21 protein-coding genes and 1 pseudogene are annotated in these 25,517 nt (G+C 34.6%); 17 read left to right on the forward strand and 5 right to left on the reverse strand.

What is annotated here, in order from left to right; genetic code table 11:
• Positions 1-2: 2 nt before the first annotated feature.
• From truB to LDM90_RS08750, 10 genes are all read left to right on the forward strand, one after another.
• Positions 3-896 (forward strand): tRNA pseudouridine(55) synthase TruB, encoded by an 894-nt coding sequence (gene truB / locus LDM90_RS08705; RefSeq protein WP_223897360.1) that lies wholly within the window; start codon positions 3-5, stop codon positions 894-896.
• 18 nt (positions 897-914) lie between these two features.
• Complete coding sequence (gene ribF, locus LDM90_RS08710) at positions 915-1,847, forward strand: riboflavin biosynthesis protein RibF (protein WP_223897358.1); 933 nt, start codon at positions 915-917, stop codon at positions 1,845-1,847.
• 132 nt (positions 1,848-1,979) lie between these two features.
• Positions 1,980-3,029 (forward strand): heat-inducible transcriptional repressor HrcA, encoded by a 1,050-nt coding sequence (gene hrcA, locus LDM90_RS08715; RefSeq protein ID WP_223897356.1) that lies wholly within the window; start codon positions 1,980-1,982, stop codon positions 3,027-3,029.
• Positions 3,030-3,041: 12 nt separating this feature from the next.
• Positions 3,042-3,629, forward strand: coding sequence for a nucleotide exchange factor GrpE (grpE, locus tag LDM90_RS08720; protein WP_223897355.1), 588 nt, complete (start codon positions 3,042-3,044; stop codon positions 3,627-3,629).
• Between the two features lie 18 nt (positions 3,630-3,647).
• Positions 3,648-5,510, forward strand: coding sequence for a molecular chaperone DnaK (gene dnaK, locus LDM90_RS08725; RefSeq protein WP_223897353.1), 1,863 nt, complete (start codon positions 3,648-3,650; stop codon positions 5,508-5,510).
• A gap of 78 nt (positions 5,511-5,588) precedes the next feature.
• Positions 5,589-6,731, forward strand: a complete 1,143-nt coding sequence (gene dnaJ, locus LDM90_RS08730) for a molecular chaperone DnaJ (RefSeq protein WP_223897351.1) — start codon at positions 5,589-5,591, stop codon at positions 6,729-6,731.
• A gap of 329 nt (positions 6,732-7,060) precedes the next feature.
• Entirely contained in the window at positions 7,061-8,899 is a 1,839-nt protein-coding gene (gene lepA / locus LDM90_RS08735) for a translation elongation factor 4 (RefSeq protein WP_223897348.1), read from the forward strand.
• Between the two features lie 33 nt (positions 8,900-8,932).
• On the forward strand, positions 8,933-11,209 hold the full coding sequence (recJ, locus tag LDM90_RS08740; protein ID WP_223897415.1) for a single-stranded-DNA-specific exonuclease RecJ: 2,277 nt from the start codon (positions 8,933-8,935) through the stop codon (positions 11,207-11,209).
• Between the two features lie 100 nt (positions 11,210-11,309).
• Positions 11,310-11,837 carry an adenine phosphoribosyltransferase gene (locus LDM90_RS08745; protein WP_223897341.1) on the forward strand — a complete coding sequence of 176 codons (528 nt, stop codon included), beginning with the start codon at positions 11,310-11,312 and terminating at the stop codon, positions 11,835-11,837.
• 286 nt (positions 11,838-12,123) lie between these two features.
• On the forward strand, positions 12,124-12,642 hold the full coding sequence (locus tag LDM90_RS08750; RefSeq protein ID WP_223897339.1) for a GNAT family N-acetyltransferase: 519 nt from the start codon (positions 12,124-12,126) through the stop codon (positions 12,640-12,642).
• Positions 12,643-13,039: 397 nt separating this feature from the next.
• On the opposite strand, the gene LDM90_RS08755 is transcribed toward LDM90_RS08750, so the two are convergent.
• Complete coding sequence (locus LDM90_RS08755) at positions 13,040-15,313, reverse strand: HAD-IC family P-type ATPase (protein ID WP_198211969.1); 2,274 nt, start codon at positions 15,311-15,313, stop codon at positions 13,040-13,042.
• Positions 15,314-15,536: 223 nt separating this feature from the next.
• On the opposite strand from LDM90_RS08755, the gene LDM90_RS08760 reads away from it, so the two are divergent.
• The gene (locus LDM90_RS08760; RefSeq protein WP_223897337.1) at positions 15,537-15,866 is read left to right on the forward strand and encodes a YxeA family protein; all 330 of its coding nucleotides are present in this window, start codon (positions 15,537-15,539) and stop codon (positions 15,864-15,866) included.
• Positions 15,867-15,888: 22 nt separating this feature from the next.
• Positions 15,889-16,224, forward strand: coding sequence for a YxeA family protein (locus tag LDM90_RS08765; protein WP_223897336.1), 336 nt, complete (start codon positions 15,889-15,891; stop codon positions 16,222-16,224).
• Between the two features lie 56 nt (positions 16,225-16,280).
• Here the strand turns inward: LDM90_RS08765 and eno are convergent, their stop codons facing one another.
• Positions 16,281-17,567 (reverse strand): phosphopyruvate hydratase, encoded by a 1,287-nt coding sequence (gene eno, locus LDM90_RS08770; protein WP_045928191.1) that lies wholly within the window; start codon positions 17,565-17,567, stop codon positions 16,281-16,283.
• A 244-nt stretch (positions 17,568-17,811) separates the two neighbouring features.
• On the opposite strand from eno, the gene LDM90_RS08775 reads away from it, so the two are divergent.
• Both LDM90_RS08775 and LDM90_RS08780 read left to right on the forward strand, forming a co-directional pair.
• Positions 17,812-18,642: a DegV family protein gene (locus LDM90_RS08775; protein WP_198211965.1), complete on the forward strand. Its 831-nt coding sequence runs from the start codon at positions 17,812-17,814 to the stop codon at positions 18,640-18,642.
• Between the two features lie 311 nt (positions 18,643-18,953).
• Positions 18,954-20,507 carry an L-lactate permease gene (locus LDM90_RS08780; protein ID WP_223897329.1) on the forward strand — a complete coding sequence of 518 codons (1,554 nt, stop codon included), beginning with the start codon at positions 18,954-18,956 and terminating at the stop codon, positions 20,505-20,507.
• A gap of 60 nt (positions 20,508-20,567) precedes the next feature.
• Here the strand turns inward: LDM90_RS08780 and LDM90_RS08785 are convergent, their stop codons facing one another.
• Positions 20,568-21,143 (reverse strand): phosphatase PAP2 family protein, encoded by a 576-nt coding sequence (locus LDM90_RS08785; protein ID WP_370520768.1) that lies wholly within the window; start codon positions 21,141-21,143, stop codon positions 20,568-20,570.
• 243 nt (positions 21,144-21,386) lie between these two features.
• On the opposite strand from LDM90_RS08785, the gene LDM90_RS08790 reads away from it, so the two are divergent.
• On the forward strand, positions 21,387-22,307 hold the full coding sequence (locus LDM90_RS08790; protein ID WP_223897327.1) for a hypothetical protein: 921 nt from the start codon (positions 21,387-21,389) through the stop codon (positions 22,305-22,307).
• Positions 22,308-22,519: 212 nt separating this feature from the next.
• On the opposite strand, the pseudogene LDM90_RS08795 reads toward LDM90_RS08790, so the two are convergent.
• Positions 22,520-22,685: pseudogene (locus tag LDM90_RS08795) on the reverse strand (IS3 family transposase); the annotation flags it as partial.
• Between the two features lie 372 nt (positions 22,686-23,057).
• Positions 23,058-23,534 (reverse strand): hypothetical protein, encoded by a 477-nt coding sequence (locus LDM90_RS08800; protein WP_223897325.1) that lies wholly within the window; start codon positions 23,532-23,534, stop codon positions 23,058-23,060.
• 747 nt (positions 23,535-24,281) lie between these two features.
• Here LDM90_RS08800 and LDM90_RS08805 point away from each other — a divergent pair.
• Together LDM90_RS08805 and LDM90_RS08810 are read left to right on the forward strand one after the other, a co-directional pair.
• On the forward strand, positions 24,282-24,989 hold the full coding sequence (locus LDM90_RS08805) for an AzlC family ABC transporter permease (protein ID WP_223897323.1): 708 nt from the start codon (positions 24,282-24,284) through the stop codon (positions 24,987-24,989).
• Positions 24,976-25,299, forward strand: a complete 324-nt coding sequence (locus LDM90_RS08810) for an AzlD domain-containing protein (protein ID WP_223897321.1) — start codon at positions 24,976-24,978, stop codon at positions 25,297-25,299. Before LDM90_RS08805 ends, LDM90_RS08810 begins: the two co-directional genes overlap by 14 nt.
• Positions 25,300-25,517: the final 218 nt, after the last annotated feature.

A 25,517-nucleotide genomic window follows, 5' to 3' on the forward strand; every position in this document is an offset into this window, starting at 1 on the left:
AAATGTTAAATGGTATTTTAGTGATAAATAAGGATAAGGGCATGACAAGTGCCGATGTTGTCTATCATTTACGTAAAGTTCTGCATATTAAAAAAATGGGTCATGCAGGTACTCTTGATCCTGACGTTACAGGAGTGCTACCAATTGCAATTGGGCAGGCCACAAAGTTGATTGAATTGATGCACAAGGAAAATAAGAGCTATGTTGGGCAAGGAATTTTAGGTTTTGCTACTGATAGTTACGATACCAGTGGGAAAAAAACAGAATTTAAAAAAATTACTAATGAAATTCAAGGAGCTCAAATTCAAGAAGCTATGCATGAATTTGTTGGCAATATAGAGCAAGTACCTCCCATTTATTCTGCCGTCAGAGTGAATGGCAAGCATTTATATGAATATGCAAGACAGGGTATTAAAGTTGAGCGACCAAAACGACAAGTTGAAATTTTTTCCTATAATCTTACTGATGAACCAAATTTTGATGAAGAAAATTGTCAAGAAACTTTTGATTTTAAAATTGAATGTAGTAAAGGGACCTACGTTCGTTCTTTAATAAATGATTTGGGAACAAAACTTGGGGTACCGGCAGTAATGAAAAATTTACAAAGAACTTCTAGCTCAGGTTTTAATATTAATCAAGCCGTTAAATTGGCAGAAATTATAGAAAATCCAGATATGGTAAATGAATTGCTTCAACCAATTGACTCTTTTTTTACTAATTATGCTCATGAGGATATTGATACAGATCTGTGGGCCAAAGTTATAAATGGAGCAACGATTTCTCTGAAAACGAATGCAAAAAAAGTGGCATTACGATACAATAATAGAGTTAAGGCAATTTATCAAAAAGATGATACCATGTATCGCCCTTATTTAATGCTTTTACAAAATGAATGAGTGAATGAAGGTTTTATTATGGAAATTATCCATTTAACATACCCGTTTAAGGAAAATATTATTCCTCAAAGAATAATCCTTGCTTTAGGATTCTTTGACGGTGTACATCGTGGTCATCAGGAATTAATCAAAATTGCAAAAGAAAAGGCAGTTCAAAAGCATTTACCATTAGTAGTGATGACATTTGACCGACATCCTAAAGAAATATATCAAAATAAAGAAGTCAGCTATATAGATACATTGTCTGAAAAAGCTTATAAGATGCAGGAACTAAAAGTTGATTTTTTGCTTGTGATGCATTTTAATGAGGCATTTAGCAAACTGACTGCACAGGAATTTGTAGATAAAATTATTGTTAAATTAAATGCTGATACAGTAGTAGCTGGTTTTGACTACACTTATGGTCCCAAAGAGATTGCCAATATGAAAAATTTCCCTAAGTTTGCTAAGGGAAGATTTGCTATCGTTGATGTTCCAAAACAATCATATGATGGGCAAAAAATTGGTTCTACGGAAATAAAAAAAGCCATCACAAGTGGAAATATGGAATTAGCTGCTAAGTTACTAGGTTTTCCGTACATTATGTCCGGTTATGTCGGTCATGGCTTACGTAATGGGCATAAGCTTGGCTTTCCTACAGCAAATCTAGTTTGGTCCAAGGACAAGGTTGTTCCTAAAATTGGAGTATACGCTACTAAAACCAAGATTAAAGGCAAGTGGTATGACTCAATGACAAGCGTGGGTTATAACGTAACTATTAATGAGGGTAAAAAGCTTTTTATTGAATCGAATTTATTTGGATTTAATCAAGAAGCCTATGATGAAGAAATGGTAATTAAATGGTATAAGTATACTCGTGGCGAAATTAAATTTGATAACTTAAAAGAATTAAAAAAACAAATGAGTGGTGATGAGGCAGAAATCAAAGCTTATTTTGCCGGTATCGGTTAATTTTAATTTTAAAGGGGATAAGCGTTTTTTTGTAAAAAAGTTAGCACTCAACTTGACATTCTGCTAAAAGCTAGTATCATATTAATTGTTAGCACCTAATAAGTTTGAGTGCTAAAAGTGAGGGCGATATTTATGTTGACCGAACGTCAAGAATTAATTTTAAAAACAATTATCAATGATTTTACGCAGACACATGATCCTGTTGGGTCTAAAACAGTCATGAATCAGTTACCTATTAAAGTTTCAAGTGCAACTATTCGTAATGAAATGGCGGTTTTAGAAGAAAAAGGCTTGATTGAAAAAACTCATTTGTCAAGTGGTCGAGTACCTTCAACAGAAGGCTACCGTTACTATCTTGACAATTTAGTTGAGCCTTTACAGATTTCATCTTCTGTTTATAAAAGAATTATTAATCAGCTTGATCAGCCGTTTCATCAAGTTAACGACATCGTACAGGAAGCTGTTAAGATCTTATCTGACCTAACAAATTACACTGCATTTGCGGAGGGGCCTGAGAATAGTGATTTAACTATTACCGGATTTCGTATAGTACCTTTATTTGGCAGACAGATTATGGCTATTCTTGGTACCAGTGATGGTGATGTTCATGACCAGGTTTATAACTTACCATACAATATTCATGGTGATGACATTGAACGTGCCGTTCGTATGATTAACGATGAATTAGTAGGAAAGTCGCTAGATCAGGTTACACCTGAGTTTCTTAAGAAGACTTTAGGACAAAAGCTTAAAGCTGCTCATGTGTCTGAATTAATAGATTTAGTTGAAGATGTGATCAGTGATGCTGCCAGCGAGCAAATGTATGTCGATGGTCAGATTAATTTGCTCAATAACATTTCTTTGAGTGACGTTTCTAATTTGCGGTCATTATATGAAATGATTGAGCATAATGACTTAATTTCTAGTATTTTGGATAACAGGAAAAACTTAAAAAGTGACAGATATCCAGTTCGGGTAAGTCTAGGGTCTGAGTTATCAAATGATTTGTTAAAGGATTACAGTCTGCTTACGGCAGAGTACAGCGTTGGTCCTCACGGAAAGGGCATAATTGCTTTACTTGGCCCTGATAATATGCCGTATTCTCAAGTGATAGGATTGCTTGAATATTTCAGAAATGAGCTATCTAAAAAGTTGCTTGATTATTATGGTAGATTTAAATAAAGGAGGTTAGCCGTGAGTAAAGAAGAAATTAACAGTAAAAATTCAAAAAAAGATCAAAAAGAATCAACTGAATCAAAAGAAGTTAAAAAGCATTCTCAAGCTAAGGCTAACGAAAAAAAGAAGTCCGAATCTTTGGAAAGCAAAATGCAACACAATTTGACCCAGTTGCAAAAAGAAAAAGATGATTTAGAAGATAAGTATTTGCGCAGTCAAGCTGAAATGCAAAATATGCAAAATCGCTACAATAATGAAAGAGCGCAACTTATTAAATATGAATCACAATCTTTAGCTAAGGATGTTTTACCAGCAATGGATAATTTAGAAAGAGCTTTAGCAACAAAGGTTGATGATGAAGCATCAAAGCAGCTTAAAAAGGGAGTGCAAATGACACTTGATTCTTTGGTTAAAGCCATGAAAGATCATGGAATCAGTGAAATCACTGCTGAAGGTGTAAAGTTTGATCCTAATTTACACCAAGCTGTCCAAACAGTTGAAGCTGAAAATGAAGATCAAAAAGATCATGTTGTGCGGGTTTTGCAAAAAGGATACTTGTACAAAGATCGTACTTTAAGACCAGCGATGGTTGTTGTAGCACAATAATTGAAAGGAAGCATATCAATGTCAAAAGTTATCGGAATTGACCTCGGAACTACCAACTCAGCAGTTGCTGTTCTTGAAGGAAAAGAGCCAAAAATTATTACCAATCCAGAAGGAAACCGTACTACACCTTCAGTAGTTGCTTTTAAGGATGGAGAAATTCAAGTCGGTGAAGTTGCAAAAAGACAGGCTATTACTAACCCAAATACTATTTCTTCTATTAAGCGTCACATGGGTGAAGCAGATTATAAAGTTAAAATTGGTGATAAAGCATACACTCCTCAAGAAATTTCTGCTATGATTTTACAATATATCAAGAAATTCTCTGAAGATTATCTTGGTGAAAAGGTTACCGAAGCAGTCATTACAGTTCCTGCATACTTTAATGATGCTCAGCGTCAAGCTACTAAGGATGCCGGTAAAATTGCAGGCTTAGACGTTAAGAGAATAATTAACGAGCCAACTGCATCTTCACTTGCCTATGGCCTTGATAAAGATGCTGAAGACGAAAAAGTTCTGGTTTATGACCTTGGTGGTGGTACCTTTGATGTTTCTGTTTTGCAATTAGGTGACGGAGTCTTCCAAGTACTTTCAACTAACGGTGATACTCACCTTGGTGGCGATGACTTCGATAATAAAATTATTGATTGGCTGATCAAGAACTTTAAAGATGAAAATGGTGTTGACCTTTCTAAAGATAAAATGGCTTTACAAAGGTTAAAGGATGCCGCTGAAAAAGCTAAGAAAGATTTGTCTGGCGTGTCTTCAACTCATATTTCATTACCATTTATTTCTGCTGGTGAATCTGGGCCATTACATTTGGAAGCTGATTTAACTAGAGCGAAATTTGACGAATTAACTGCTGATTTAGTTGATAAAACAAAGATTCCATTTGACAATGCATTGAAAGATGCTGAATTAACAGTTAATGACATTGATAAAGTTATTTTGAATGGTGGTTCAACCCGTATTCCTGCTGTTCAGGAAGCAGTTAAGAAGTGGGCTGGTAAAGAGCCTGATCACTCAATTAACCCGGATGAAGCTGTTGCTTTAGGTGCAGCAATTCAAGGTGGAGTTATTTCTGGTGATGTTAAGGACGTAGTTTTACTTGATGTCACTCCTCTTTCTTTAGGTATTGAGACCATGGGTGGCGTATTTACTAAGTTAATTGAAAAGAATACGACAATTCCAACTTCAAAGAGTCAAATTTTCTCTACTGCTGCAGACAATCAACCGGCTGTTGATGTTCACGTTTTGCAAGGTGAGCGACCAATGGCTGCTGACGATAAAACATTAGGTCGTTTTGAACTAACAGACATTCCTGCCGCTCCACGTGGTGTTCCTCAAATTCAAGTTACATTCGATATTGACAAAAACGGCATTGTTAATGTTTCTGCTAAAGATATGGGAACCGGTAAAGAACAAAAGATTACCATCAAGAGTTCATCCGGTTTATCTGACGAAGAAATCAAGAAGATGCAAAAAGAAGCTGAAGAACATGCTGAAGAGGATAAGAAGAAGAAAGAAGAAGTTGATCTTCGTAATGAAGTCGATCAATTAATCTTCTCAACTGAAAAGACTTTGAAGGATGTCAAAGGCAAGGTATCAGATGATGATACTAAGAAAGTTCAAGATGCACTTGATGCTTTGAAGAAGGCTCAAAAGGACAACAACTTGGATGAGATGAAGTCCAAGAAGGATGAATTGTCTAAAGTTGCCCAAGACTTAGCAGTCAAATTGTACCAAGCTAATGGTGGGGCTCAAGGTGCACAAGGACAGGCTGGACCTCAAGCAGGACCACAAAATCCTGGTTCCCAAGATGGCAATTCAGGTAGTGGTTCCGCAGGTGAAGGCGAGTTTCATAAGGTAGACCCAGATAAGTAAAGGGTTTATAATTGAATAAATTAGAAAAGAACTGCCAAAAAGTAGTTCTTTTCTTTTGTAAAGTTAAGGAGCTTATAGATGGCACAAGAAGATTACTATAGCGTTCTGGGTGTTGATCGCAATGCCAGTGATAAGGAAATTACCTCTGCTTATCGTAAACTTGCCAAAAAATACCACCCTGATTTAAACCATGAACCGGGTGCTGAAGAAAAGTATAAGAAGGTTAATGAAGCCTATGAAGTTTTACATGACCAGCAAAAACGAGCACAATATGACCAATTTGGTTCGGCCGGAGTCAATGGTCAGGGAGGCTTTGGCGGTGCAGGTCAAGGATATAGTGATTTTGGCGGCTTTGGTGATTTTGGTGATATTTTTAATGATTTCTTCGGTGGTGCAACAGGAGCAAATCAGCGTCGCGCCAACCCAACAGCACCAACTCGTGGTGAAGATCTAGACTATACTTTGTCAATTGATTTTATGGATGCAATCACGGGCAAGAAGACTCAGGTTTCATACACTCGGAGTGAAACATGTCCTACATGTAAAGGTAATGGTGCTGAAAAAGGAACGCATCCGATAACCTGTGATAAATGTAATGGTACTGGCTACATGACAATAACTCAAAAATCTATGTTGGGAGTTATTCGTCGTCAGACAGTTTGTGATAAATGTCATGGCAAAGGCGTAATTATCGAGCATCCTTGCCAAACTTGTCATGGCAAAGGTGTAATTGATGGCAAAAACACTATTGAAGTTAATATTCCAGCCGGAATTGATAATGGACAGCAATTACGTTATGAAGGTCAGGGTGAAGCAGGTAAAAATGGTGGCCCTTATGGAGATCTTTATATCAGTTATCGCATCAAACCATCAAGAGATTTCGAACGTAAAGGAACTACTATTTATACTACTGTTCCGATCTCATTTGCGCAGGCAACATTAGGTGATGAAATTAATGTTAAAACTGTGCATGGAGAAAAGAAGTTGAAAATTCCTGCTGGTACACAACCTAATAAAGAATTTACTTTACATGGTGAAGGTGTTCCATATTTGCGTGGAAATGGTAATGGTGATCAAATAACTACTGTTCAAGTACAGATTCCGAAATCGATTAATGAAAAGCAGAAACAGGCTTTGGTTGATTTTGTCAAAGCCGGTGGTGGATCAATAACGCCACAAGAAAAAGGATTCTTTGAAAGATTAAAAGAAAAGTTGCAGTAAAATTTAATGCTATAAAATTATGCTCAAAGGGCTATAAATACTGGTGAAAGATTGAAACTGACTTAATAATTAAATCCGATGATCCCTGCTGTGTAAAAAAGGAATCAAAAATTATTTGAGATTTTTCAATGAAAATGGAATGTCAGATAAAAATGGCATTATAAGATATTAGTAGTATTATTTGCAAATTGAACTAAAGGACTAATTCTTCAAACTTGATGGGATTAGTCCTTTAATTTTGATAAAAAATTTCTTTATCTTAATTAATTTTATAGGTGTTTGGGAATTTGTTATAATAATAAAGATAGAGTAAAGGGTGCAAATTATTTATGGATATTAAAAAATTACAAGATTACCAAAAACATATTCGCAACTTTTCCATTGTTGCTCATATTGATCATGGGAAATCTACAATTGCGGATCGTATTTTAGAACTGACTGATACTGTATCTGAACGACAACTAAAAAACCAAATGTTAGATGATATGCCACTTGAACGTCAGCGGGGCATCACGATTAAAATGAACTCAGTTGAAATTAAATATCATGCCCAAGATGGAGAGGACTATATTTTTCATTTGATTGACACTCCTGGACACGTAGATTTTTCTTATGAAGTTTCTCGTTCTTTGGCAGCTTGTGAAGGTGCACTTTTAGTAGTCGATGCTTCACAAGGTGTACAAGCGCAAACTTTAGCTAATACTTATTTAGCGATTGATGATGATCTGGAAATAATGCCTGTAATTAACAAGATTGATTTGCCATCCGCTAATCCTGAGCAAGCAAAGGAAGAAATAACTGAAATGCTGGGTTTAGATGCTTCAGAGGCAGTTGAAGTTTCGGGAAAAACAGGTCAAGGAATTAAAGAATTGCTTGAGCGAATAGTAAGAGATATTCCTGCACCACAGGGAAATTTGCAAGATCCACTTAAAGCATTGATTTTTGATTCTAAATATGATGATTATCGCGGGGTAGTTTTGTCCGTCAGAATTGAGGATGGTACTGTTGCACCTGGCGACAGAATCAAAATTATGAATACCGGTAAAGAGTACGAGGTTACTGAAGTTGGGGTATCAAGTCCACACCCAGTAAAGAAAGAAATTTTAATTGCTGGTGATGTTGGTTATCTGACAGCAAATATCAAGTCTGTTCGTGAAACTCGTGTTGGTGATACCATTACTTCTGCTGAAAATCCGACAGCTGAACCACTTCCTGGTTATCGCCAAATAACACCAATGGTATATTCTGGTATGTATCCTGTTGATAATTCCAAATATGACGATCTTAAGGAAGCTTTGCAAAAGCTTCAGCTAAATGATGCTGCTCTGGAATTTGAACCTGAAACTTCGACCGCTCTTGGATTTGGATTTCGTTGCGGGTTTTTAGGCTTGCTTCATATGGATGTAGTACAAGAAAGACTGGAGCAGGAATTTGATTTAGACTTAATTATGACCGCTCCTTCTGTTGATTATCATGCCATTATGAATGATGGTACAACAAAGGTAATTGATAATCCTTCTGATTTGCCCTCAGCTGGTGAATATAAGGAGCTACAGGAACCTTTTGTTAAAGCGGAAGTTATGGTTCCAAATGATTTTGTTGGTCCAGTGATGGAACTTTGCCAGCGTAAACGTGGTGAGTTTGTAACTATGGATTATTTGGATAAATATCGAGTTAACGTAATTTATAACATGCCATTAGCGGAAATCATTTATGACTTTTTTGATGATTTAAAATCTTCCACTAAAGGTTATGCCTCACTTGATTATGAAATTACGGGTTATCGGGCAACTGATTTAGTTAAAATTGATATTCTTTTAAATAAGCAAGTTGTAGATGCTTTGAGCTTTATTGCTCATCGGGATGAAGCTCAGAACAGAGCAAGGCAAATGACATCAATGCTCAAGAAACTTATTCCCCGGCAGAACTTCGAAGTTGATATTCAAGGCGCTATTGGGGCCAAAATCATCTCTCGTGCAACAGTAAAGCCCTACCGCAAAGATGTTACTTGGAAAATTCATACAGGTGATCCTGATAGAAGGGCTAAATTGCTTGAAAAGCAAAAGAGAGGTAAAAAGCGAATGAAAGCGGTAGGTCATGTTGAAATTCCTCAAGACGCTTTTATGGCTGTTTTAAAAATGAATGATGATGACTTAAACTCGAAATAAGAAAGAATTACAAAAAGGCAAAATTTATTAATGATTGAATGGCATGAGCGCAAAAATGAAGAACTAGCCCCTGAATTAATTGAGGAATATCAGCTTAGTCCGATTACGGCTAAGCTGCTTTCTTTGCGTGGAATAAATACTGCAGAGAAAATTAACTTTTGGTTTAATGCAACTGAAGATGACTTGGCAGATCCTTACTTAATGCACGATATGAAAAAAGCTGTTGACAGGATAAACCGGGCAATTGATGCAGGAGAAAAAATAACTATTTATGGTGACTATGATGCAGATGGCATAACTGCTACAAGTATCATGATGGAAACACTTGGCATATTGGGCGCAGACGTTAATTTTTTCATACCTGATCGTTTTCGTGATGGTTATGGTCCAAATCTAGAAGAGTATAAGCGAATAGTAGTAGAAGGTACTAATTTAATTATAACTGTTGATAATGGCATTACAGGGGTTAAAGAAGTAGCCTACGCCAAGAGCAAGGGTGTAGATACAATAATTACCGATCATCATAAATTTCAAGATAAAATTCCTGAAAGCTATGCTTTGGTTCATTGTAACTACCCTGGCCAAGAATATCCTTTTGATGATTATTGTGGTGCTGGAGTAGCCTATACTATTTGCCGAGCTTTAATGCAGGATTCAATGCCAGAATTATTGGAACTGGCAATGATTGGAACAATTGGAGATATGGTCAAAGTTTCCGGAGAAGGTCATATTATCATTAAACGCGGTTTAAAAATGCTTAACGAAACTCAACGACCAGGCTTAAGGGCTCTTATAAAAAATGCTGGGTTACAAATGGGGCATATTGATGAAACAGATGTTGGCTTTAATATTGCACCAAGATTGAATGCTGTTGGCAGACTTGATAATGCTAGTTTAGCCGTTGACTTACTATTATGTGAAAATGACGAAGAAGCTAAAAAAATAGCAGATAAGATTGAAGGTCTAAACGATAAACGTAAAAATTTAACAGCTGAAGTTTATCAATCTTGTGTTAATCAGATTAAAAATAATGGTTGGCAAAGAGATAAAACCTTAGTTTTATATAATCCCAAGTTCAATGAAGGGGTTTTGGGATTAGTTGCAAATAAACTGGTTGAAAAAACTCATAAACCAACTATAGTGCTGACAAAGAATGAAGAGGGAATTATCAAAGGTTCGGGAAGATCTGTAGATGGTTTTAATCTTTTTAATGCCTTAGAGCCTTTGAAGGATAAACTTTTTCTTAAATTCGGTGGGCACGATTTTGCGTGTGGCTTGTCTATGACTGAAAGCAAAATTTCCTCGTTACGCAAATCATTTGAGGATAGTTTTACTGGTGTTTTTAATCAAAATATACGATATTATGATTGTGAACTACCTTTTTCTCATCTGGATTTGAAAATTATGACTGAAATCAAAAAGGTGGGTCCTTTCGGAACAGATAATGTCAAACCCCTTTTTAGAATTACTCATCCGAAAATTAACAGCTGTTTTTACATGGGTAAAGATAAAAGTCATATCAAATTAAGCATTAGTAAAGACAATAATAAAGTTGATGTTATAGGATTTAACAAGAAATTCCTTACAAAAATTCTTTTACCATATATAGATCAGTTATTCATAGAGCTACAAGAAAATTGCTTTCGTAATCAGATAAAATTACAAGGCATTATAAAGGGAATCATTTTTGCAGCACCAAAATTAGCAGTTCCAGAACCAGTTGTTGATTTGCGCAATGAAAAGTATGTGATGGGTTTTGCTGACAGATATTTATTATTTGATAAAAGAAATAAAAATGCTGCTTCCAGTCTGTTTGATATCGACCCTGCAAAAATTACATTGGTAAATGATTATGATAGTGAAGGTGAAGTGGCCGTCTTTCTTGATGTTCCTTGCAATCAAAAAGAGCTAGATTTTGCGTTGAACAATAATTATGAGCAGCTATACTTACACTTTCTTATGGATCAATTACCCGTACAACATTTACCGTTAAAATCTGATTTTGAAATCTTGTTGAAATATGTATATTCTCACCCTGGTCTAACACTGCAAGATTACCGAAAGGTCGGTAAATTTATAAAATTAAATTACGACAATGTTCTCTTTATTTTACGTGTATTCTTTGAATTGAATTTTATTCAATTAGAAGATAATAAAATATTTGGTGTCAATAATCCTGTTAAAAATAAACTGACAAATTCGAAATATTATCAGGCTACAAAGTCACAAATTGCTTTTATAAATGAATTGCGACAAATGCCTAGTCAAAAATTACTAATGTACGTGAATGAGCAATTAAAGCAACATTAATTTTTCTCGCTTTTAATGCTTTTAAGCACAAAATTTGTTAGAATATAAAGGTTAAATAAGCTTTAGAAAAAAAGTTAAGTTTTTGGAGGTTTTTCTTCTTATGGCAAACGATTTTGAGAAACATATTGCAAGTGTAAAGGATTTTCCGAACAAAGGAATAATCTTTCGGGATATCACTCCTGTCCTACAAGATGGCAAATTGTTTCAGGCAGCTACACACAAGTTAGCTGAATACGTTAAAAGTAAAAATGCCGATATAATTGTTGGTCCCGAAGCGCGTGGTTTTATTGTTGGTTGTCCTGTGGCAACAGAATTAGGTATTGGTTTTGTGCCAGCTAGAAAGCCACATAAATTGCCAAGGGAGGTCGAACGTGCTTCTTATGACCTGGAATATGGTTCAAATAGTTTGGAAATTCATAAAGATGCTATTAAACTTGGTCAGCGTGTTGTAGTGTGTGATGATTTACTTGCTACAGCTGGAACTTTAAGAGCGTGTAAACAATTAATTGAAAACCTTGGTGGAGAGTTGGTTGGTTCTTGTTTTTATATTGAACTACCTGATTTAAAAGGAAAAGAGAAATTACCAGGACTTGACGTATTTTCTTTAGTTAAATACCATGGTGCTTAATATTTATTAATCTTGTTTTTTTAAGCATGAAATTTTAAAAAAATAATAAATGTGCATGAAATGCTCTTTAATAGTTAGATTTTTGTAATCTTCTGCTAAGAGCATTTTTTCATGATTAAATATTACTTCAAATTATAAAAATAGCAAATGATGCAGATTATTTTAATAATATAAAGCGCTTTCTGAAATATGAAAAAAACTTTGAATTTTGAGTTGAAATTTTTTACAAGATCAGGTCAGATATATATAATAGTACGGTATTTCAAAAAAAGGAGAATAGAGTAATTTGCAATTAAGAAAAGCAACAATGACCGATTTTGACCAAATTATCACTATTTTAAAAGATGGAGCTAATCAATTAGCTGAACATGGAGTCAATCAATGGCAAGGAGATTATCCCTCAAAAGGTCAAATTAAGGAAGACATTGAAAATGGTTGGGCCTTTTTAGCAGTTTCTGAGGATAAAGAAACTGTTGGTGCAATTGCTATAGTAGATGGACCTGACCATGTTTACGATCACTTGGACGGTAAATGGCTGAGCAATACAGATCGATATGTTGTTATTCATCGTGTAGCAATTCACTCTCAACATTCTGGTAAGGGTTATGCTACTAAACTTTTACAGGCTGTAATTAATGATATAAAAACTAACCGTGACGAAGTTGATTCAATCAGAATCGATACTCACGAAGATAATAAAGCAATGCAACACTTAATTGCAAAAATGGGTTTCACAAAAGTTGGTCTTTTACATGGCGTTTATCGTGCTAATGAAATTTCGTATGTGTATGAATTAAAAAAGTAAAAAGGAATTATTAAATGTTATTTAAAGTAATAAAAAAATTGATTTAAAAGTAAAAAAAAAACACTAAATTGTTTACTTTAGTTATTTTATGTATTAATATAAACATAACGAATGTAATTTAAAGCATTTGTTATAAACGTACAACCAGTGAAAGGGGGGATTCAAGGGTCAATTAGTGAAATGGTTATCTATCTTTGCTGTTGACTCGCCTCTTATTAAATAATTAACTTTCCTGATTAATTTAACTATTTTTTCCTATTCTAAATCATTATACCAAATAGCATATACAAAACCTTTTTACCGATGTGATGGAAAAGTCAGGAACTCATCGGTAAACCTTAAAAAACCTGATTACGGAAAATTTCCGCAATCAGGTTTTTCTTTATTTAAATTTAAATTAGCGATGTTTCATTATTGGTTGATAGAATAAATCAATAACAATTGCGGCTATCAAGGCAATGGCAAAAGTAAGTAATAGGTTCGTCCAGTTTATTTTTGTCATTGCGATACCAAATAATGCCAGGATCACGGTCAGAATGACATCGCCTAGTTGTGTCAAACCAACTGCTTTAGATGGGTAATCCTGCCAAAAGTATTTCTTTGTTCTGGTAATTAAAACTATGAACATAGCACTCAAAACGAGGTAAACATAAACCATCGTTGAAATAGTGCCATGCCCCCAGCCGTGCGTGTTAAGATAGGCAATACCAGCAATACCAATAGCTGTCCAGCCGAAAGCTAGTGAAAAAGCAATTTTAGCTAATTTAGCCATATTCCAGTTTTCTGGTTTATAAGTGATGTGAGTTCTATCAGTACCAATCATCATTGTCACCATATTATTCATAATTGTGTAAATAACCATAGCGTTTAGCGCCATTGGAATATAGTTAAAGAAAAGGTAGCCAAAAGTCAAAAGCATCGTTAATTGTGCAGTTCTGGCTAACTTTGTTAAGGACCAGGTAGTCATTCTTTGGTATACTCTGTGTCCAGCATCAAGTATTTTTACTATTGAAGACAAACCGTCATTTAAAAGTACCATTTTACCAGATCGTTTGGCCACGTCGGCAGCGTTAGACACTGCTATACCAACTTCAGCTTGCTTTAGAGCAGGAGAATCATTCACGCCATCACCTGTCATACCTACTATATAACCTTTTTTCTGGAAGAATTTAACCATGCGCAATTTATCTTCTGGTAAAACGTCCGCAATACCAGCCAATTTGCTGGTATCTGTCTGGTCAGTAAAATCACGAATAGAAATTACCTCACCTTGCAAGTCAACCTGCTTAGCGACTGCAACAGCAGTTTTCTGGTTATCACCAGTCAGCATAATCGGCTTAACTCCCCGTTTTCTGAGTTCTCCGAGAGCCGCTTTAGAGTCAGATCTTACCACATCTTGCAAAATGAAAACACCGGCCAACTTGTCGTCAATTAATAAGGCTACTGAGCGTCCTGCACCAAAATCTATTTCTTTTGCCTTTTCGTTAGCATTTTTGTCAATTAGCGAAAGTTGTTTAAAAGAACCAAGTTTAATATTATGACCATCACAGTTTGCCATTGAATAACCAGTGCTTGAAGTGAAAGGCGTGAAATCTGAAGCTGATTTAATACTTAATCCTTGTTGTTTAACATATTCATCAATTGCAGTATCAATGAGTTTTTTGTTTCTTTGATCTGTAGCAGCTGATGCTAGTTTTAAAACATCATTATTATTCATTGAACTAAAATTGGTCCACTGACCAACTGCCGTTTTATTTTCCGTGATTGTTCCTGTTTTATCGAGCAAAATCAAATTAAGGTTTGCTGCATCTTGAATACCAGTCAAATCAGAAGTTAATACTCCTTCTTTGCTTAAACGGGTTGCTTCAAACGAGTTAGAAAGAGCAAATGTGGAAGGCATAGCAACTGGTATTGAAGCAATAAACATCATTGCTAAAAATGGCAGCATGTTAATCAGATTATTTAGGTCACCACCCTTAAAGAAAGAAGCAATGACAATTACTAAGGTCAGAATTCCATCAAGAATGCACAAATAGTAAATAATTTTAGTTAGCAGTTGTTGCAGGTGACCAGGAGCTGCAGAATTATTAATTAAGTTAATTGTCTTACCGGAACGAGAATCAGCACCGGTAGCAGTGACGACTGCTAAGCCATTGCCTTCTGTTACAGTAGTACCGGCAAAGGCTGTATCTTGTGGATTTTTCCGCACTGTTCTTGCTTCGCCTGTAATTGAACTCTCATCAGTAGAAATTTGTCCCTCAATCAGCTTCACATCGGCAGCCAAAACATCACCAGCTTGCATACTGATTAAGTCACCAGGGACTAAGTATTTTGAGTCAATATTCTGCCACTCCCCATCTCTTTGAACAGAAATAGTAGGAGTTAATTTATGTGAAATATTATTCAGAACTCGCCTTGATTGCTTTTTCTTAGAAGCTCCATTCCATGCAGCAAAAAGTAGCATCAATAACACAAATAATGATTGTATCCATTTTCCTAACACACACTCTAAAAGTAGGGCAGCTTCGAGAATCCATGCTGATAAATTCCATAACTTGGATAAAAATTCTTTAAAAAAGTTGAATTGAGGTTCAGGAACCTCGTTTAATCCATTTTCCTGCACTAGTTTATCTGCTTCGGCTTGACTTAAGCCAGTAATTTTTTCAGCCATAATTTTACTTCCTTAGTTATAAATACTTAATTTAAATTAGCATAAAAATAAGACTTTTGCTAGCAAATTAGAAGTTATCATTTGCAAGTTTGTTTTAATTTTGTATTTAAAATAATTATAGAAAAGTGTAAAATAGGTATAGTAGTGTATTAGTACACCTAAATTTAAATATATTATTTTAAAAAATCGAATTTATTCGCTTTTAATCTAGGAGGTGGAATTTATGTCAGTTAAAAAATTTATTGTGACTTCACTATTAACACTCACGGCTCTATTTTTCTTACCCTTCTTTGTTCACAATGAGATTATAGATTATTTCAACGTTGCGATTCCTAAAACATATAGTTATGCGCAGGTACCAAAAAATACGCAAAAATATTTTAATGTTCAAGCTTATGATTCTAAAACCGGCAGAAAGCTCCCGTACAAAATAAAAAAAGTAGGAGGCTATGATCCAAGCAGGCAATATATTAAGATTGTCCATAAAGGCCAGTATGTGAAAGAAATTAAATATGTTTCCAAAAAGGAATTTCAAAAGAAAGTTCATTCCTAAAAGTTAGATAAAAGGAGATACCATGTTCGAAAAATTTTTGGTTCCAGTTTATGTCTTTTTTCTGATTATAACTAACCAAATTCCATTAGATCATAATTCTTGGATTGATAGAGTTGATCCTGCTATTCCAGAAGTAATTAGTTATGCGCAGGTGCCAAAAAATACGCAAAATTATCTAAACGTTCAGGCCTATAATCCTGATATTGGTAAGAAATTACCATATAAAATTGAAAGAGTAGGTGGTTTTGATCCAAGTAGACAATATATTAAGATCGACCACAAGGGACAGTACGTGAGAAAAATTGACTATATCTCCGAAAGTACTTACTTAAAAGCAATTAGTCAAAAAGACGACTAGCCATAAAAATAGCACAAAAAAAGCCTGCATTATTGCAGGCTTTTTGAGTTTAAAAACTAATCTTTGTCAACACTGTCTGGGAAAGTAGCTAGACGCTCGCCTTCACCAAGATCTTCTTCAATTTCGAGCAAACGGTTGTATTTTTCAACACGTTCAGAACGAGCAGGTGCACCAGTCTTAAGCTGACCACCGTTAACTGCAACTGCGAAGTCAGCGATGAATGTGTCACCAGTTTCACCTGAACGGTGAGAAATCATGGTGTTGTACCCGTTCTTACGTGAAAGACGGATAGTTTCCAAAGTTTCAGTAACAGTACCAATTTGGTTTAACTTAATCAATGAAGCGTTACCGGCACCTTCCTTAATAGCTTTAGTCAAAAGCTTAGGGTTAGTACAAATGAAGTCATCCAAAACAATTTGAATTCTGTCTTTGTGGCTTTGAGTAAATTTAATCATGCCATCAACATCATTTTCATCGTATGGGTCTTCAATTGAAATTAATTCTGGGAACTCGTCAAGTAACTTGTCGTAGTATTGAGCTAATTCTTCATCGTTAAATACTTTACCTTCGAAGTGGTACTTGCCGTCTTCTTTGTTGTAGAAGTATGAAGCAGCACAGTCACAAGCAATAGCAATGTCTTCACCTGGCTTGTATCCAGCCTTAACGATAGCGTCGTGTAAAGCTTGTAAAGCTTCTTCAGAGTTCTTCATGTTAGGTGCGAAACCACCTTCGTCACCGAGTCCGGTTTCATAACCCATATCTTCAAGGACTTTCTTTAAAGTATGGTAAGTATTAACAATCTTTTCAAAACCATCACGGAAAGAAGTCTTCTTAACTGGAGTGATCATGAATTCTTGCACGTCGATACCATTGTCAGCGTGCTCACCACCGTTAATAACGTTATGGAAAGTTTGTGGCATTTCAAGGTCAGTTCCGCCAAGGTATCTGTATAAAGGTTGGTGACTGTCTTTTGCTGCAGCAGCTGCAGTAGCCATTGATACGCCTAAAATAGCATTAGCACCAAGCTCAGCCTTGTTAGGGGTGCCATCTAATTCGATCATTACACGGTCAATGTTTGCTTGATCATGTGGATCTAAACCCTTCAACGCTTTAGCAATTTTAGTATTTACGTTTTCAACGGCTTTGGAAACACCTTTACCGCCTACACGACTGCCACCATCACGTAATTCAACTGCTTCATTTTCACCAGTTGAAGCACCTGATGGAACTTCAGCTTTACCAACAACACCGTTTGATAAGGTTACAAAAGCCTCAACAGTTGGATTACCACGTGAATCATAGATTTCCAGTGCATGAACATTTTCAATGACTGATTTTAACATCTAAAAACCTCCTAAATAATAAATGCTGTACTAATTTTTATAAGTACATACATTAGTGGAGCACACGCTCCATATCTACATCACAAATTTTAGCCTAAGTTTGTGATTATGTAAACATTTGTAACCGATTTCTAATGTTAAAAAATATTAAAAAAAATTTTATCGCTTTTTTTTGGTATTTGATTTATTATTTAGCTATATATTTTTTTGAATATATAGTTTATTTATATAAGGATACACAAATATGGATAAAGTAAAGTTGATAATAGATTCTGGCTCAAATGACAGGGCAAATGAAAATCTGACAGTAGTGCCGTTAACAATGACAATTGCAGGACAAGATTTTGTTGATGACGAAAATCTTAATATCGATGAGTTCATCAGCAGTATGGAGAAAAATACGGAGGAAGGAAAAACTTCCTGTCCCAGCATTAATGATTGGCTAGAAGCATTAAAAGGAACTAAATTTGCAATAATGATGACAATTACTAGTGGTCTTAGTGGCAGTTTTTCATCTGCTTTTCAAGCTAAACAAATATATGAAAAAGACCATCCAGATAGCCATGTAATTGTGATTGACTCCAGGACAGCTGGTCCTGAAATTTCGATCATTTTAGAAAAAATTCGAGAATTGGTTAATAGCAAAACCCGTTTTGTAGATTTAGAACAAAAAATTTCAGATTATAAGACACACACTCATTTATTAGTTATATTAAAGTCGCTACATAATTTAGCACTTAATGGACGAATTAATATGGCCGTGGCAAAAGTGGCTAAGGTTTTAAATATTGATGTAGTAGGTACTGCCAGTGATGAGGGTAAACTAGAGCCTTTAGCAAAAGTACGTGGAATAAAGCGTGCTTTTAAAGAAGTACTCAAATTGATGAGTGAAATGAAATACAAAGGAGGAAATTTAATTATAGATCACTGTAAAAATAAAAAAGATGCTGAAAGTTTAAAAGCAAAAATTTTAGCACTTTATCCAGAAGCAGAGATCAAGATTCGCTCAATGAGGGGACTTTGCACGTTTTATGCCGAGGAAGGCAGTTTAATGGTTGGTTTTGACGATTTGTAATTTAATCGTAAATTAAATATTATATTTTTACACTTGTTCTCTATATAACAGAAAATTAAAAAAGTTGATTTAACCCTAGTTTAATATAGCTAGGGCTATTTTTTGTACATTGTTGAAAGCGCTTTATTATAAAAGTTTGTGAAGTTAAATTCATCTTCAAAAGCGCTTAACATAGTGCTATAATGAAATTAGATAGCGCTTACATCACAAACCCATATAGTGTTGTCTAATAAGTTTTATCAAGTTCTATGTTAGAAAGTGAGAGGAATCAATTTGGCATTTGTTGAGTTGATTTCATCGGAGGAATAAAAATGGATATACTTAAAACAGTCCTTGCGATCATTCCTATCGTTTGGCTGATACTTTCCTTGGGTGTTTTTCACATTCGAGGAGATTTGTCGTGCTTAATCGGCTTTGCTTTATCAATAATTCTCAGTATTGTCGGTTTCAAATTTTCGTTTTCAAACAGTATCACTGCCGGAATTGATGGCATAATTATGGCTTTATGGCCAATAATCTATGTTATTATTTCTGCTCTGTTTATCTACAATATCAGTAGAAAATCAGGAGGAATGGATACAATAATGTCTATGTTAACTTCAATTACTAAGGACATGAGATTCTTAGTATTGATCTTAGCATGGGGATTAGGCGGATTTTTGGAAGCCATTGCTGGTTTCGGTACAGCGGTAGCTATCCCTGCAAGTATCTTAATCATGCTGGGAATGAGTCCAATTAAAGCTGCCGTGGTCTGTTTAGTTGCAAACACTGCTCCTACTGCTTTTGGTGCTGTTGGTCTGCCAGTAACAACTCTGGCTAAAGTAACTGGGCTGGGGGTAACTGAATTAGGTTATTTAATTGCTATACAATTATTTATTTTAATGATGCTAGTTCCATTCGTTTTGGTTATGATGACAGAAGGTAAGGGACTTAAGTCATTTAAAGGAAAAGGTGTTTTGGTTTGCACCTTGGTAGCTGGCTTAACATTTGCAGTTCCGGAGATTTTCATTACTAAATATTTAGGACCTGAACTACCATCAATTGTAGGTTCAATAGTTTGCCTTCTATGTTTAGTAATTATTATTAAGAAATACAGCAGTATAGATGAAACTGAGTCTGCTAGTGATGAAAAAGACGATAAAGCTCCTATTTCCACTGCTGAAAAAATCAAGGCTTGGGTACCATTCATTTTGGTATTTTGCTTTATCATTTTTACTTCATCAATGTTCCCAGCAATCCATAATGCATTGGCAAGCGTTAAAACCAGTTTCCACTTTTACAATGGTGCAAATGCCAAGCCGGTTGACATTGACTGGCTGTCATCACCGGGTACTTTAATTTTATTGTCAAGTATCATTGGTGGTGCTATTCAAGGTTTGTCATTTAAGGAAATGTTTTCCGTTTTGACCAGTACGATCAAGCAATTGGTTAAAACAATTATCACGGTTTGTTCTATTGTGGGATTGTCCAAAGTAATGGGCTACAGCGGGATGATTGATGTCATCGCGGTTAGTCTCGTAACTTTGACTGGCGCATTTTACCCAGTAATTTCACCAATCATCGGTGTATTAGGAATCTTTATCACTGGTAGTGATACTTCAGCCAACGTCCTCTTTGGTGAGCTGCAAGTACAAGCTGCCCACGCGCTGAAAGTAAGTCCATACTGGCTGGCAGCTGCTAACATGGTTGGTGCTACCGCTGGTAAGATGCTTTCACCACAGAACATCGCAATTGCTACAGGAGCAACAGGTCTTGAGGGTAAAGAAGGAGTTATTCTTAAGAAAGCTTTGCCGCATTGTGCATGGTATACATTGGTATTATGTGTGATCGTGTTTGCGTTAGGAAAAGTGCTTAGTTTCCTATAATTGTTAAAAAATTATCGATAAGCGAAAAAACAACCCTAAACCAAAAGTTTGGGGTTGTTTTTAAATAACCATTAAAAGTAATTGTTGAGATATACTAAAGCAAAAGACAGCTAGAGAAGTAGCCCCGATAATATCTGATGGAAAGTGGGCTTTAAGACTGATACGAGAAATGACAACCATTAGCCAAATTGCAACTAAAATCCATAAAAGTCTATTACCTAATTGTCCAGCAAAAAGTCGCCAGATGATTAAAGCCATAACAGTACTTCCTAGGACATGACCACTTGGAAAACTATAGCCTTCTTCTAAATCTGAATGTAGGATTGGACGTTTTCTGCGCATCCATTTTTTTAAAAAGATACCAATCAGATCAGTAAAGCCCAAAGTGAATAATGCCCAAAAAGCTAGTAAACTTTCATTATTACTGATTAAAAAACTTGCCAGAAATACATCCAAAACAACTAAAAGTTTGGGATCGTTTATAAATGCAATAATCTGCCAGCCGATTCCATCGCGTCTTCTGATTAATTTATGATGAAGCCAGTGATCAAATAAATTGAAACGTCGTGAATTTCTGACATTAAAGATAAGTAGTATTAGTATTAGAGCAGACAATGTTGCTACCCAAAAGTTAATATTCAAATCGAATCCCTACCTATAATTTGTATTCGATTGTATTTTAACAGTAACGAGACAAAGCGTAGAAATTAAAATCTACTCTTGAGCAAAACTTAAGATTTGTAATTTAAAGGAAATTCAGAATTTGAACTTTACTAAAATTAGTTTTAGCAAGGTAATTACTTTTAAAAAAACTTGACTTTAATTAAAACCAACTTAAAATTATCATTATCAAGTTAGGGCGCAATTTAGGAGGTAAAAATGAATAATAATCACACTTCTAAGCAAGAGACTGTAGGTGAAGCTATACGTGATATTGCTCACCATGAACATAACTTTGCTTTAGCTGATAATTCTACTAACCATCTTGGTGATCTCGTTATTTATGGCACCCTTTATCTTTTTACACTTTTATTTTCTGATATTTGGTTTGACTGGCTGTTTGTATTGTTGGCTATTGTTGCAATCATTAGCGTAATCCGTTATCAAAACTTCTTGCGACGCAAGGTTAATTCCCAAAAAATGACTTCGTTTTTCGTAAATACTAGTTTGATTTCAACTGGTGTGAGATGTTTTGTAATAGGAAACGCACCATTACTAGCTCTTAGTATGCATACTCAGGGAAAATTTAACTTCTCCATTTCTTTGCTGGTTGGCTTAATTATTGCTTTGATTGGAACAACTTGTCAATATCATTACCTGACTAATCATCAAGTCATTGACAGGCAAAAGGAATCACCAAGCGAGACCTGCAAAAAAGCTTTTGATTTTAGTATTAAAAGTTGCAAAAAGGGTTATGTCAACCAAGGCTTTTTCTTTGATATTGCGTGTGGTTTTGCCCTTTTGGCAAATCATTTTTCTTATAAAGAATTCATCTTAGTTAAATTTGAAGCTTGGCAATTTGTTTTAATTACTATTTTAATAGTATTGGGTACAGTTCTATTTCAAAGGTTTTTACACAATAAAGTTGTTACAAATAATATAAGTAAAGGCTTTAAGTGGGGTACTTTATTAATGACGGCTGCGCGCGGCTATTTGATAGCCATTGCACCATGGGTTGCAGTGTGTCTGTTCACGGGCAATTCAATCAATTGGTTAGCGGCAAACCTGTTAGGTATATTTGTTGCACTTATTGGAACTGGATTGCAATACAAATATTTACATAAAGTCAGAGTCTTTTAAATGCAGAGCTAAGTATGAATATATTTGACCGTGAGGACACTGATACAAAGATAAGCCAGTAAAAGTAATTTCTTTTACTTGCTTTTTTAATATTGAAAGCAGATTTGCTTATAAAGTTCGATTCTATGAAGTTTTAGATAATTAGCTTGAATAAAAAGCAATTTATACAATGGTGATGTGAACCCTAAAATTAGGACACTTTATATAAGCTGCTAACTGAGGACTACCTTCCAATATTCAATTTGAGTTAGTCCTTTTAGTTTGATCCTGATTCTTTTCTTATTGTAATACTCAATGTAGTCTCTGATTGCGTCTTCCAGTTCATTCAGATTTTTAAAACTTCTTTTCAAATCCATAAAACATTTTCCGTTTAAGTATGACAAGTTAAGCCATCCAGTGCTGGATACCTGAGCGAAGCCTGCCTTAACATGTCCATAGCAAGTTTAAGAATTAAGCAACGAAATGGTATAGATACAACCGTCAAGAATAGGCGTCCAGTAAGTCTTCTGTCCCTTGATATTGAACTCTATCGCATCTGAATACCAAATATGATTGGGATAAAATACACTGAAGTTTGTTTTAAGCAAGATCAGATTGGCAAAAAACAAAGTAAAAGAAAAAGAATCAAACAGTTTATTAGCAGCTTGATTCTCTTTAATTTACTCCTTATCAACACGATCTGACAAAGAACTATTTTATATGAAATAAAATAGTTGTAAAGTTGTCAGAAGACTGTCCGATGGCAACTGACTATTTGCCCAATTGTTTCTTATAATTACCTTTAGTTTGATAAGAATAATCATGCTTTATTTTGTTTCTTGTATAGACAGAGAAATATCCCATATTGTAATATGATTTCATTACACGTTTGCCATAAATTTTTCTTTTGGATAACCAAAAAGAACCAACTTCTTGATAATGATAGTTAAACTTATTCAAGACATAATAGGGTCTGCCATTTTGCTTATAACGTGTGACATGTAATTTTTTATATCCTTTTTTATTCAAGCTACAAAGGACTTGACCATTTTGTATAAATGCATGTTTAGTAATCTTTATATGATTCCATTTGTTATGCCCTTTATATTCGTACCAAGTACCTCTTAGTTCTGTGGGAGTAGCATTATGCCCTACATATTTGGCCTCTACATTTGAAGAAAAGACCAGTCCAGTTGTTACTAATATTAATATAGAGACTAATATTACCAATGTTTTCTTTAATTTCATTTTATTCTCACCTTCCGTTAAATTTTATCACTGAAATAAAACGCCAGCAATTTATAATTTTATAATAATAAAGCCTGATTCAAACGTCTTTTTATAAATTTATCCGTATTGATTCGACTTATAAATTTAGCCCTCAGACTCAAAATTTTTATAAACTTATAGAACTTTATTCCTTGTCAAGCTAACGTTTTAGATTCTTAAAAATATTTCGAAATACTTGTTTTCTTAGGTTCCAAAGGCAAATGTCCTGATTAGAAGGGATTAACAGCAAACTTTAAAAAAAAACAAAATTAATTTATCTAGTAAACGCTCATCAGAGATTTAAGATAAAAATTATTGAATTTTTAGGTGCATTTCATAGTTGAATATGTGTTTTAATGCGTAATCTGATAGCAGTTAATGATGAATAAAGTTGTTGATTTGGCTTTTTTTATCGTACCAATCTATCTGATTAGTCAATCTATCTTTATCATATGTGCTAAAATCCATGATATTCCTTTTCTAAATAAAATTTGTGTACAAATATTATACCAATAACATAATATTTATATTTTAATGACTTTATACAATTATTTTATAGCTTATATATTTTGCACGCAACATAAAATTTGTTTCTATTTAAAATATAATGTTGTAAAAATTAAAAACAAATGTTAAGCTACGAGATAATTTAGATAATTTAACTACATTACTCATGGTAGGACTAACCACATCATTTCATGATTTTTCACAAAAGAGGGTGAAAGAATGGATACTTACTTAACCAAAAAATCTGCAATTAAAGAATCAATTCCAACAATTTTCGGCTATATTGGCATAAGTACGGCTTTTGGAATTATTGGCAAAACCAGTGGTTTTTCTACTTTGGAAGTTTGCTTGATGTCTATTCTGATTTATGCCGGATCCGTTCAATTAACCACTCTGAATATGCTGGTTGCGGGAAGCCCAATAGCTTCAATTGTTTTAGCCGCTTTCTTGGTCAACTCTCGAGTAATTCTTATGAGCACGACTGTAGCGGGTTATTTGAAACAAGAAAATTTAAAAAGAAATATTTTGATAGGAACTTTTCTCACCGATGAAAGTTTTGCTCTAGGTATGAACAAAATTAATTATACAAATGACAAGTTAAATTTTACTTGGTTTAATACGGTAAATATAGTTTCTTACATAACTTGGCAAGTTGGAACACTTTTGGGAGCAGTGTTGGGCAGTTTTATCACTGATCCTAAAAAATTAGGGCTTGACTTTGCTATTGTAGCAATGTTTATTGGTTTGCTTTATTTGCAGGTAATTGGGGACAAAAAACTAAATAAAGTACTCCAAATAATTGTGATATTGATTTCTTTTGCGCTGACATATTTACTGACAATTATTTTACCTGCCAATTTAGTGGTAATAGTTGTAACCTTAATTGGTTGTAGTTTAGGAATGGTAATAAAGCATGTCTTCTTCTGAATACATTTTAACAACAATCATTTTCTGTGGAATCACTACCTTGTTATCTAGAGTGATACCATTTGTCTTGTTGAAAAAATTCACCTTGCCGCCAAAATTAGTTGAATTTTTGTCTTTTGTTCCTATAGTAATAATGGCTGCTCTTTGGTTTAGTAACTTATTAATAGTAAAACCAGGTCATTTGCCTCAACTTAACATGCAATATGCTTTGGCTTCACTGCCAACATTTATTTCCGCAATTATTAGTAAATCTCTCTTAATCATTGTGATAGTTGGTATGATTTCATTAGCAGTTCTTCGCTTAATTTAAAAAACGAATGATACTGTGTAAATTAAATACTAAAGTCGTTCATCTTGTGAACATTTTTTATATTTTATAAATAGTTTGTAGTTTATTTATAATGTATAGAATAAGAAAAAGCATGTAAAAAAGGCATTGTGTTATGATGTGAACCCTAAAATTAGGACACTTTATATTAGCTGCTAACTAAGGACTAATTGCCGATATTCAAGCGGAGTTAGTCCTTT

The sequence above is a fragment of the Lactobacillus huangpiensis genome, assembly GCF_019972815.1.
Lineage (GTDB): Bacteria > Bacillota > Bacilli > Lactobacillales > Lactobacillaceae > Lactobacillus > Lactobacillus huangpiensis.